Consider the following 11,830-nt stretch of genomic DNA (forward strand, 5'->3'; position numbering starts at 1 on the left):
ACTTCCCACCTTACCAACGGCGAGCGAAAACCGAAATTGACGTATTTCAAAAGGAGTTCAGATCTTTGGTGAAACGCCGGCGATCTATCGCATCAATCCGGCTTTGCGGTTTGCAGTGATCGTAACGACCGACAGAGATTGAACTTGATTACGAAAGCGTGAGCGAAATCGCCCAAACAATTCAGACGATACGGCTCGGGATTTCGTTCCGAATAGCGCGAAAATGCGGGCAGTAGCGTTAGTCTGGGGCGTCTAGGTAAGGATCTTGCCCCATTTCACGATGCATTTTCTTGCGCATCTTTTCGTGATAGAGGAGAACTTTGCGGTCGCCGAAATGCTTCCGCTCGATTTTTCGCTGCGCCTTACGGAAGAGGGAGGCGTAGTGGTTGAGTTCGCCCGCCGCGTTTTCGCCAACTTTCGCTAGCTTCTTCGCGCGGATCGGGCCGTAGCCAATTCGCAGGCAATCGTCGTCCATCGACATATATTGCCGCACGCTGCCGGGATCGCCCTGGCGACCACAACGCCCAACCAACTGGCGGTCGATGCGGGCCGAGTCGTGCAGTTCGGTGCAGATGACATGCAGACCTCCCAGGTCTTTGATCTCCTGGGAGAGCTTAATGTCGGTACCGCGGCCGGCCATGTTAGTGGCGACCGTCACTTTGCCGGGGCCGCCGGCTCGTGCGACGATCTCCGCTTCAATCGCGACGTGACGCGCGTTGAGGACCTCGTGCTCGATCCCTTCGGCTTCGAGCAGCTTGGCCAGGTGTTCGCTCTTTTCGATCGTGCGCGTACCGATCAGGATCGGACGCCCCTGACCATGGATTTCGCGGATCTCGTCAATGATCGCTTCCCACTTGGCGTCCTCGGTCCCAAAGACTCGGTCCGACCAGAGTTGCCGCTGAACCTTGCGGTTGGTTGGGCAGCGAATGACGTTCAGCTTGTAGATCTTCTTGAATTCGGCCGAGGAGGTCGATGCGGTACCGGTCATGCCGCCCAGATGTCGGTAGCGAATGAACATGTCCTGCACCGTGATGCGCGCCGCCTGACCGGTGGCGACCGTCACTTCGATCTCTTCTTTGGCCTCGATCGCTTGGTGAATGCCGCCGCTCCACTTTCGCCCTTCCGCCAAACGGCCGGTCGATTCGTCGACGATAACGATTTCGCCGTCGTTGATGACGTAGTGCTGATTGAAGTGGAAGTCGCGGGAGACCTTGATCGCTCGTTCGATGTAGTCGTACAGATCGACCAGGCCGACCGGATCAAGTTCTGACGGTTTCGGGATCCGGCGAACCAGCAGGCGCCCTTCAATCGTCAGTTCGACCGACTTCCGGTCATGGTCGTAATCGTAGTGGTCATCTTCGACGAATTCCTCGCATTTTTCGGCCGCCCAGCGAAAACAGGCGACCGCCCGTTGTTCCGCTTCGCCCGGAATCGAGCTAATGATCAGCGGGGTACGGGCGTCGTCGATCAACACGCTGTCCGCTTCGTCGACCAGGCAGTAAAAGGCGCTGCGCTGGACCGGTTGTTCGTTCGTCTCTTCGTCCTTCGACATGAGGGCGCCGAGCACGCCGAGCCCTTGTTCCCGGATCTGACGAATCAGCAAGCGATCACGGAGAAAGTCGAAGCCGAATTCCTTCGATGTTCCATAGGTGATGTCGCAGGAGTAAGCTTTGCGGCGGGCGTCGGAGGTCATCTGCGACTCGACCACGCCGATCGACATCCCCAGCATCTCGTACAGGGGCTGCATGATCTCGGCGTCGCGGCGCGCCAGATAGTCGTTGACCGTCGCCAGGTGCGCGCCATTGCCCGGCAGCGCGTAAAGGTACATCGGTAGCGTCGCGGTCAGCGTCTTCCCTTCCCCGGTTTCCATCTCGGCGATGGATCCGTTGAACATGATCATGCCGCCGATCAGCTGGACGTCATAGTGACGCATCCGAATGGTTCGCCGCCCTGCTTCGCGGACGAGAGCGAACGCTTCCGGCAGTAATCGTGCTAGCGGTTCGCCGCTCTTGGCGCGGTGACGCAGGCCCAGACTGTATTTGCGGAGTTCGCGGTCCGCCTTGGTTTTGAACTCTTCTTCGAAACGCTCGATCTTGGGGAGTTCGGCGATAAAACGGGCCAGACCGCGGCCGGTCACCTTGCTGTAAGCATGGGAGAACGGATCGGTGCGGAAGGATCGGGATTCGGCGATTTGCGTCGACATAGGCTCTTTTGGAAGGGGGAACGCCAGCTACTTAGTATGACTTCCTACCGCAAAGGTTCCTACCGTTTGGCAAACGGAAACCTTCGGATTGCCGTCGTTAAAATAGGCAAGATTGGCGCGGTGAAGGTCACAACGCAGAGTGGCCGCAAAGTTTGCGCAGTTCTCCTGATTTGGCGCGCGTCGTCGTTTATCGCATCGATAATTCGGTTTATGACGACTGACGCGTGCTTTTGCTTAATCGCTACAGGCGGTTTCGCCGACATCACTAATACGTCCAGAACAACCGCACTACGCTCGGTGAGCGGAGGCGGTTCGTCCTGCGGAGGACGTGCGAGATCAACGACGAAGTTAACCGCTTCGTCGCGCCTGAAACCACCTTGAATTCGCCTCATGCTTGCGGCTTACTCCGCATCGCCCCGGCGCATGGCATGAACACGTTTAGCAGTCGTAGCGTGCGAGCAAAGATCATGAAGCCCAAAAAGTTGATTCTCTCGACGGCGTTATCCGCCGTCGCGCTATTCTCGACGCAAGTCGGCGCTCAAACGCCGTACGGACCAGGCTATCCGCCGCAAGCGGCGCCTGCGTATGGTGCGCCGAGCGGCTACTCGATGATGGGCGGGGGTTACGCGATGCCGTATGGTCCGATGGGACCGGCGCCAGGCTATGCCGCTGCACCGATGGGATATCAGCAAGTCATGCCGGCCGGATATCAAGATCCGACCATGGCGGGCGATCCCCCAATGGAATACGAACAATACGCCCCGGGACAAGAGTACGGCGAAAGCGTCATGGAAGGTTCGCCCTACGGCGAAACGCTGCATGACGCTTCGTGCAGCAGCTGCGACCTGCCGCCGCGCGTCTACGGCTCGGCTGACCTGTTGGTCATGTGGCGGAAGAGCTCGAATCTGGTGTCGATCTTGACCACCAGCGATGCGGTCGACGAAGGGGTGATCGGCGCCCCGACGACGTCGACGTTGTTTGGCGGTCCGGAGCAAGGTCACGCGTTGACCGGTATGCGGATCACCACGGGGCTGTGGCTCGACAACTACCAAAACTGGTCGGTCGGCGGCAGCTTCCTCGCCCTGGAACGCGAAGTTCAAGGGATCAACGCGACTTCGGCGGAATTCCCGACGCTCGCGTTTCCGTTCTTCAATACGAACACCAACGCTAACGCGTCGATCGTCGTCGCTTTGCCGGGCGCGGGTAACAATGCGGCCGACAATACCACGGTCGGCATCCGCAAGGATAATAACTTCTACACCGGCGACATGTTCTTCACGAAGCACCTGTATACCAGCCACGCAAATCGCGTCGACTTCGTCGGCGGTTACTACTACGCTCGCATCGACGATGCGATGAAGATCCGGGCTCAATACACGGCGCAGGACGCGGGCGGCACGGTGCCGGTCGGCACGGTCGTGAACGTGGGGGACAACTTCCTCGCCAAGAACGAGTTCAACGGCGGTGAAGTCGGTTTGATCTTCGACTTCCAGGATGGTCCGTTCACCTGGCGAGCCCTGGGTAAGATCGCTCTCGGCAGCATGCACCAGCGGATGGCGATCAGCGGTTCGCGTCAGGAAACGTTCGGCGGCATCACCGACGAATTCAACGGCGGCATCTACGCTCGGGACTCGAATATCGGGGACTACTCGCGAGACGTCTTCTGCTTTATCCCGGAAGGCCAGTTCGACCTGATCTATGCGTTGACCTGTAACTTGGACCTGAAGATCGGTTGCACGTACATTTACGTCAGCGACGTCGCCTTGGCTCAGGGCGCCGTTCCGGGGACGATCAACCCGAGCGGTGGAGACCCGGTCTACACGTTCGGCAGCGACGACTACTGGGCGCTGGGCGCCACGTTCGGCGTCGACTTCCACTACTAAGCGAAGTCGCGTCGCAGCAGAAAAAAAAGAGAGCCGACCTTTGCGGGTCGGCTCTCTTCGTTTCTTGACGTTCGTTCTGGTCGGAGTTTCGACTAGATGTCCGTGAAAGCGACGTCGACGGTCGACAAGTGATCGACGATCGTGCGGATGTCGCCGGTCAACATGAAGATGACCGCATCGCTGGTGTCGGCGATCAGCAGGAAGTCCGGATGGTTCGGCGAGAAGGTGACCGGAGCGATCACTTCCGGAGTCTGATCGTCCCCATCTTCGTCGATGTGCATGATGAACTGGCCGGACTTGGTGGCCGAGTTGAACAGGAAGCCGTCGATTGAGACCAGTTCGCTCCAGCCTTGGTCAGGCGAGTACCATTCGAGCTTGCCGGTACCGTTGGCTTGCTTCGACACCGCGAAGGTGATCGAGTTTTCGCCCACTTGGGAGAGCTGATCCATGATGCCGCGATAGGGGCCGGTACGACCGACGTAACCGAGGTTCAGGCCGTTGATCTCGAGTGCGTTGGCGCTGATCGTCAGGTTGTTGATCATCACCGAGCCGTCGGCCAGGATGGTCCAGCCGGCCGGCAGCGGATTGTTCATCGCCGTACCGTACTTGTAGACGAACTTCGGCTGCGTCACTTTGACCGAGTAGGTCCCTTCGTCGATGCCGGCGAACCGGAACGTCCCGTCCGCTTCCGACGAGAAGGCGGTGCCGACGACCACGCCTCCCTGGTACAGGGTTACTTGGACGCCGCCGATGAACTGTTCCGGGCTGGCGTTGTTATTCGCATTGTCGTCCCACTCTTGGTCGTTGTTGACGTCGAAGAAGAGTTGACCCGTGATCAGGCTGTGGATCGGCACGCGGATCGTGACGGTCGCGGTGTCGGTGATCGGCATCCCGCTTGCGTCGAGGACCGGATCGCCGGCGTCATCGACGTAGGTGATCGTGTAGGTGAAGGTTTCGAGGCCTGGAGTCGCCGAAGCGGTGTAGTCGATCGACTTCATGTCGGCCGCGATGACGACGCGACCGTCGGCTACCGCCGTACCGCTGTCGTCGGCGATTCCGGTGATGATGATATTATCAATCGAAACCGCCTGGCCGTCGCCGGCGACGAAGTCATTGGCCAGGACGTCGAGGTTCTGCGACTCGTTAACTTCCACAACGGCGAATGGAGTCACCGCGTCGCCATCATCCACCGCAACGGCAGCCGCGGAGATGTTGATCGTGACCTTCGCCATGTTCGAGGTCATGGGATCGGTCGCATCGGTCAGCGTGTAGAAAAACGACTCCGTTCCCGATAGGTCGGTCGGCAGGCGATAAAGCAGGAACTCATCCTTAAAACCAGCGACCGGGTTGGCCAACTGATTGGTGATCATGACGCGGCTTACCAAATCCGGATTGGTGGTAAGCGAGGTGTCGGCGGAGATGCCGCCCGGCGTGAGGATCACTTCCGAGCCGTCGGTCAGCAGGTTTCCGTTGAAGTCGAGGTCGTTCGCTTTGACGTCGATCGCCAGGTACTTTACCCCACCGATGTCGACGATCCGCGGATCGCTCGCTTCCATTTCGTTCACCAAGTCGGCCGAAACGTCGACCAGGTCGTTGTTGGCGCCCGGAACTGGAAGGATGGTGATATTGAACTTGGGAAAAGCCAGATTGACGATGTCGAGCGGCTGGCCCAGCGGAGCGTCGACGCCGTCGCCGACGGCGTCCTGGAAGAGGACGGCGGCCAGGTTGATGCTCGGCGTCACCGGATCATCAAAGACCGCTTTGGAGCCTTGGAGCATGAAAGTGCCGGCTTGGGTCGGGGTGAAGTCGACGGTGTACAGCATTTGCATCTCTTCCCAGCCGGCGCCGATGAGGTCGGTATTGGCGACGCTGGAATTACCGCCGGCATGGGCGATCAAGCCGGGGGTGCTAATGCTGGTCGGGACGCCGCCGCTGCCATCGAACGGAAGTTCGACCGTGCCGGCATCGACCGGCTGAACGATCGTCGAATCGAAGCTGATGTCGAGATAAGCCGCGGTAACGTCAGGCGTGGTAAACGCGCCGCCGGTGAGAGCCGACGTGTTGCGCATGTAAACCTTCAGCGTGAAGGTGTCTTGCGTAAGGTTGATGTTCACGGGGGTCATGACCGGCATGTTCGCCATGTCGAACGTCGTGTCGGCGGTGTCGACCAACATCCCGTTTTGATAGATCTCAAACGTGAATGCGGCGGAATACGACGAATCGGCGTCTTCCCCTTCGATCAGCGAAGAGAGCATCGAGTTGAGGTCGAGCGGATTGAAGGCGCCGTCGTTGTTGACGTCGAGATAGAGGACCTGCTCCCCTTCGAGTCCCCCAGCCGCTTGCGAATTGACCATGTAGTTTTGGAATCCAAGTTCCAGTTGCGAAACCAGAATTTGGAGGTCGGTTTGGTCAACGACCTCGTCGCCGTTGACGTCGTGCGACATGTTGGCGTTATGCCACGCGTTGAGGTCAGCAGCCATCATGGCTCGTGATTCCAGGGCTTCCATTTTGGCGCCAAGATTCCGCGAGGAGCGACGGGCGGAGGGGCGGCGTTTGGAGGCAGATTTATTTCGCTTTTTCATGGCCAGCCAACGGTTCTGGATGTGGTTAAACGGGAGAAGCGGGGAGGTTTGGGGCGTCTTGTGCCCCAGGATAGTTATGCCAATCAGGCTTCGCAAACAAATTCCTCAAATCGCCCTGATCGCTACGGTTCATCCGAGCGGAGTAATTTGTGCGGTCCGGCAATTCGATGCTTTTTGTCGCAGCGCCCGGATGAGTAGTTCCCGAACTGGAGGATTTTTTTGCGAAATCGTTGGATTTTGCCGCGAGAAGGCCGGGAGTAAGGAACTTCGCGCCATATAAGCGCGTCAGATTTTCACGAACCGTCCCGAGTTGAGCCGTAATAATCGCTACAGTCGTCATAAATGCCGCAATTGCACCTGTAGCGGCAGAATAATTGTTGTTGGCTTCTCGGGACGCAATTATCGTGGGGATGTTGCTTTCCGACATCACTTCGTTTCCACCCCTTCCATCAACGCTCCCTTTTCGCGGAACGCGAGAACTGCCCATGTCCAAAAGCTTGCGTCGATACCGTCCTCTTTTTGAGACGCTGGAAGCTCGAGAGGTACTTACCGCCTATATGGGGGTAACGCTCCAGGCGAAAGATCTGGCGGGGAATACGATTACCTCGGTAGCTGCGGGGCAGTCGTTCAACCTGCAGGTCTGGGTCGACGACTATCGCTACATTGCAGAAGCGTCCGCGAATTACGTGACGGATCCCGACGGGGACCAGTACAATCCCAACCCGCTCGGCATTTCCTCGGCGTTCGTCGATATCTTGTACAACGCGGGGGCGTTCGATTTCGATTCGGTCACCGGTCTGAAATCGGGGTCGGGTTCGCCCGGTTTGGGGGCTGCGTCCTACAACGCCGTAACTTCAAGTGACGGCAAATTGGAGCGAGTCGGTACCATCCAGACGTCGTTAGCCTACGGCAATGGGCTGGCTCGTCTGTGGGTGACCGTGCCGATGATCGCCGAGAGCACGTTAGGGCAGTTCACGATTTCCGCCCAGCATCCGGTCACCAACGAAACCTTCCCCAATACAACCGAAGGAAATCAGCAGCGTCGCGCGTTCATCGACAACAACCCCTCCGTTCTGTTGGCCGGCGGCAGCGTAGCGTTGAACCCGAACGAAGTCGACTATTCCGGCGCCACGTTGACGCTGGAAATCGTCGAGCCGGGCGCGCCGGTCGATATTGAACTGCGAATTGTGAAAACGCCGACCGCCGTCGACTCCAACGGCGAAATCAACAGCAACATGTTGCCCAACGACGCCGAGTGGCTCGACGAGTGGGACAATTTCTATGTCGAAGTCTATGCGACGGCGCCCGACAGCTATTACCTGAAAACGGTCACGCTGACCCTCAATTTCACCAACTCGTACCACAACGTCCTTTCCTTCTCGGACGCGTCGAACGATTCGTCGTTGAAATTCACGACTTCCGGCAAGTCCTACAACAACGGCACCAGCAATGTGACCGTCACTTTCTCGACGGCGCTGAACGGGCTCGGCGATAACGGCAAGTCGGCGCTGCTCGGACGAATTTACTTCGGTCCCGATACCGGCACTGGGGCTGGCGTCGCGAACGCTGCGACGACCGATTATCCCGCTCCGGTCGATACCAAGTTCACGCTGACCAGTGGAGCGGCCGGCGTTCAGCTCAACTCCAGCGCTCCGGTCGAACCGGCGATTTTGTCGATCGGTTCATCAACCAACGCCGATCTTTTTGCGGTTCCGTATGACCTGGACGACGACAAGGCGATTTCGCTGGTCGACCTGACCTACATCGTGCGAAACATCGGAACGCCGGTGACGACCAGCAACAAGCTGTACCGGATGGACTACACGCATGACGGATACATCGACCTGGTCGACCTGGCGATGATGATTCGGAATATCGGGACGTCGACCACCAACGCCAAGAGTTCCCCGCGGATTTACTACTCGGGCTTCCCCTACTTCGGGTCGGCCATGGGGCTGATGGAAGGGGAGTCGATTACCTTGAGCGGTAACGCAGGTTTCGTGTTGGAAGGGGAATCGATCGTTCAGGAATCGACGCCGATCGAAAATACCACGTCGACGACCGCCTCGATCCCCAGTTCGACGACGAGTTCGACCTACGTACCGCTGTTCATCGCCGAGCCGACCACGAGCGTCACGATTGAGTCGGAATCGGATCCAGAGGTTGATTCGGCCCTCGTCGGTCAGGAAACTATCGGTAGCGCCCTGACGACCGATGGCGACGCGCAAACCTTGTTGATCATTGATGCGGCCGAACAGTCGCTGAAAGAAGAATCGACGTCCGATTCGGATGCGGTCGACGAAGTATTCGCCGACCTGGCCGTGGAAGACCCGCATTTAACGATGTAATTGAATTCCAGCGACGTCGCGTCTGGTTTCTTCCCTTTTTGACGGCTGTTTCCGCTCTATGTCCTCCGCTCGCCGATTTCGACAGCAGCGCACGCGCCGCAACGGAAAATCGGCGTCGGCGGCGCTGCGGTTCGAATCGCTCGAATCGCGGATTAATTTCTCAGGCGTCCCGTTCGGCGCCGCTGCGACCGATACCGGCGAATTCATGCTGGGGGACGTCTCCGTCACCGTCGTCTTTCTTGAGTCGAACGGCCAGATTGACGCGAGCACCGAAGATTGGACGCAGTCCCTGATCGACGCCAACAAAGCGAAGGTGGACGAGGCGCTGCAGTGGTGGGTCGATACGCTCGCGCTGCAGAATTCGGTCCACGAGCTTAACTTCCATATCGACTATCAATACGCCGATACGCCTGTGCCGACCCGCTATGAGCCGATCAAGCATACGGCCGCCGAATTCGACAAGTGGGTCGGCGATTTCTTGACCTACGTCGGCGCCGAACGGACCGGCGATATTATTAAAGACATCCGGCTCTACAACAATTTCGTCCGCGTTACCGAAGGGACCAATTGGGCCTTTACGATTTTCATCGCCAACGCAGATGATGATGCTGACGGCTTTTGGGATGGCAATGTTCTCGGCGGGTTTTCGATCGCGGGGGGCGCATTCCTGGCGTTGCCTAGTTCCCGTCCCGCCAGCACGATCGCCCATGAAACGGCACACCAGTTTTGGGCGATGGACGAGTATGGCGGTAAAGATTACTACGATCACCGCGGCTACTACGATACCCAAAACACCAATGCGACCCTCGAAAATCCGCATCCTGAATTGATCGTCGATAGTCTGATGCTATCGGGCCAACGGCTGCAGAACGCGTACGACAGTCACACGAGTTCGACCTCGCTGTTTGAAACGATCGGCTGGAAAGACTCCGACGGCGACGGCATCTTCGACGTTCTCGATCAGCCGCTTTCGCTGAAGGGCAGCGGGGCGCTCGACGCCGATACGCTGCAGTATCATTTCGTCGGTCAAGCGGCGGTCGGCGTTCTGCCGAATTTAAACACCGCCGGAACGCAGCAGTCGGTGAATAAGTTTCTGCAGCATGACATGACCATCAATACGGTCGCCGCCGTGCAGTACCGGATTGACGGCGGCGATTGGCAGACGGCGCAGACGTACGACGATTACGTCGCCGACATCGACATTTCGATCGCATTGCCCAATTCGGGGAATCATACGATCGAGATTCGCGCGATCGATGCGACCGGAGCGATTACGTCCGACGTCTTGACTGGCTCCACGTCCGAGATCACGCCGGTCGCGCAATTGGGCGCCAACGGCTTTCTGTTTGCAGATCGCAACGGCAACGGCGTCTACGATTTCGGCGAGACGGGGCTGACCGGCTGGACCGTCGCCCTGGTCGATTCGCAAAGCACGCCGGTCCAGACCGAGATCCTGGTTGAGCCGGACGACTTTGGCGCCGGCGACGTCATCGACGATCTCGTGCCAGGAGCTTCGTTCTCCGCCTTCGGCGACAATATTACCCCGGTCTTCCCCAACGTCTTTTCGCTGACCAACGTCGATGCGACGACCGGAGCCCGCGTCTTTGGCTACTATCGTTCGACCGACGAGTCGACGGGCAACTTTTCCGAGTGGAATTCGCTCCAGCAACTGCGGGTCGATTTCGACTCGCTGGTTAGTCGCGTTTCGATCGACGCCATCGGGACCGACGTCGGCAGCATCGGGCGGCTGGAAGCGTTTGACGCCTTGGGCAATCTGATCGGTCGCTATACGACCGCGGAACTCGCCGCCGGGGAAGCCGAAACGATGAGCGTCGAATTCGATTCGCCGCAGATCTCTTACATTGTGGTCGCGGGCCAGTTGGAGACGAGCGTTCGTCTCGATAACTTCTCGGCCGGTCGACCTGCAACGGTCGAGACCGACGCTTTTGGCGCGTTCGCGCTGCAAATGGACGTCGCCGGCGACTATCAACTGCAAATCACGCCTCCTGGGGGCGACTCTCAGTCTTACTCCATCGTCGGCAGCACGACCGTCAACTACGCCCTGGCGCCTTTGACCGGGTTTCAGTTTGCGATCCACATCGAAACGTTGGCTTGGCGCAATCCTTATAACGCCGCTGACGTTAACGATGACGGGACGGCCGATGAGAGCGACTTTGAGTTGATCCTGGCGGAACTTACGAACCAAACCTATTTGGCCGTTGGCCAGATCACCGGGGATCACTCCTCCCCTGCCCCGTTCCTCGACGCGAACGGAGATGGCTATTTCAATTTGCTCGACGCCATGCGGGTCCTCGACCGGCTCCTGATCGCTCAATTGGGAACGCCGCCGCAGGAAGGGGAAGCGGTCGTCGCTGGCGACAGCTTCATTGCGGGCTCGAGCAGCGGCGATGAAGCGATCGATTCGAGCCAGGAATCGTCTCTGGAGGCTGCGAGCCTTCCGGGAGAATCGTTGGTTGAGTCCGAATCGAGCGTTTCGGCGTCAAACGACTTCGTCGTTGCGACCGCCGCTCAGCCCTTCTCCGCCTCTCTGGCCGATCTGGGGCTGGGTAAGTTGACCGCAACCGTCGCTGTCGAGGGCGAAGACATCGCCTTCGAGGGAGGCGTGGCGAGCGATGAGGTTTCGCTTTCGATTGATTCGTCGAATTCCATGACGGTCGACGATCGGATTCTGGCGATTGCCGCTGACGATTTCTACTTGGGGCTGGGTCGCGACGACGAAGACGGGGAATTCGATTTGTTCGATCCCTGGGGCGGCGACCTGGACATTATTGAATAGTCCGCCGCCGCTGATCT

Annotated in this window: 6 protein-coding genes; 3 read left to right on the forward strand and 3 right to left on the reverse strand. The window is 58.6% G+C overall.

Annotated elements, in window-relative coordinates; genetic code table 11:
• Window positions 1-238 precede the first annotated feature (238 nt).
• Entirely contained in the window at window positions 239-2,203 is a 1,965-nt protein-coding gene (locus LOC68_RS27145; RefSeq protein WP_230224943.1) for a preprotein translocase subunit SecA, read from the reverse strand.
• Window positions 2,204-2,670: 467 nt separating this feature from the next.
• On the opposite strand from LOC68_RS27145, the gene LOC68_RS27150 reads away from it, so the two are divergent.
• On the forward strand, window positions 2,671-4,086 hold the full coding sequence (locus LOC68_RS27150; protein WP_230224944.1) for a BBP7 family outer membrane beta-barrel protein: 1,416 nt from the start codon (window positions 2,671-2,673) through the stop codon (window positions 4,084-4,086).
• Window positions 4,087-4,178: 92 nt separating this feature from the next.
• Here the strand turns inward: LOC68_RS27150 and LOC68_RS27155 are convergent, their stop codons facing one another.
• Both LOC68_RS27155 and LOC68_RS27160 read right to left on the reverse strand, forming a co-directional pair.
• On the reverse strand, window positions 4,179-6,569 hold the full coding sequence (locus tag LOC68_RS27155) for a dockerin type I domain-containing protein (RefSeq protein WP_230224945.1): 2,391 nt from the start codon (window positions 6,567-6,569) through the stop codon (window positions 4,179-4,181).
• A 124-nt stretch (window positions 6,570-6,693) separates the two neighbouring features.
• Window positions 6,694-7,095 (reverse strand): hypothetical protein, encoded by a 402-nt coding sequence (locus tag LOC68_RS27160; protein WP_230224946.1) that lies wholly within the window; start codon window positions 7,093-7,095, stop codon window positions 6,694-6,696.
• Between the two features lie 58 nt (window positions 7,096-7,153).
• On the opposite strand from LOC68_RS27160, the gene LOC68_RS27165 reads away from it, so the two are divergent.
• Together LOC68_RS27165 and LOC68_RS27170 are read left to right on the forward strand one after the other, a co-directional pair.
• The gene (locus tag LOC68_RS27165; RefSeq protein WP_230224947.1) at window positions 7,154-9,016 is read left to right on the forward strand and encodes a dockerin type I domain-containing protein; all 1,863 of its coding nucleotides are present in this window, start codon (window positions 7,154-7,156) and stop codon (window positions 9,014-9,016) included.
• Between the two features lie 58 nt (window positions 9,017-9,074).
• Entirely contained in the window at window positions 9,075-11,813 is a 2,739-nt protein-coding gene (locus LOC68_RS27170) for a dockerin type I domain-containing protein (protein WP_230224948.1), read from the forward strand.
• Window positions 11,814-11,830: the final 17 nt, after the last annotated feature.

This window comes from Blastopirellula sediminis (assembly GCF_020966755.1).
Classification (GTDB): Bacteria; Planctomycetota; Planctomycetia; order Pirellulales; family Pirellulaceae; genus Blastopirellula; species Blastopirellula sediminis.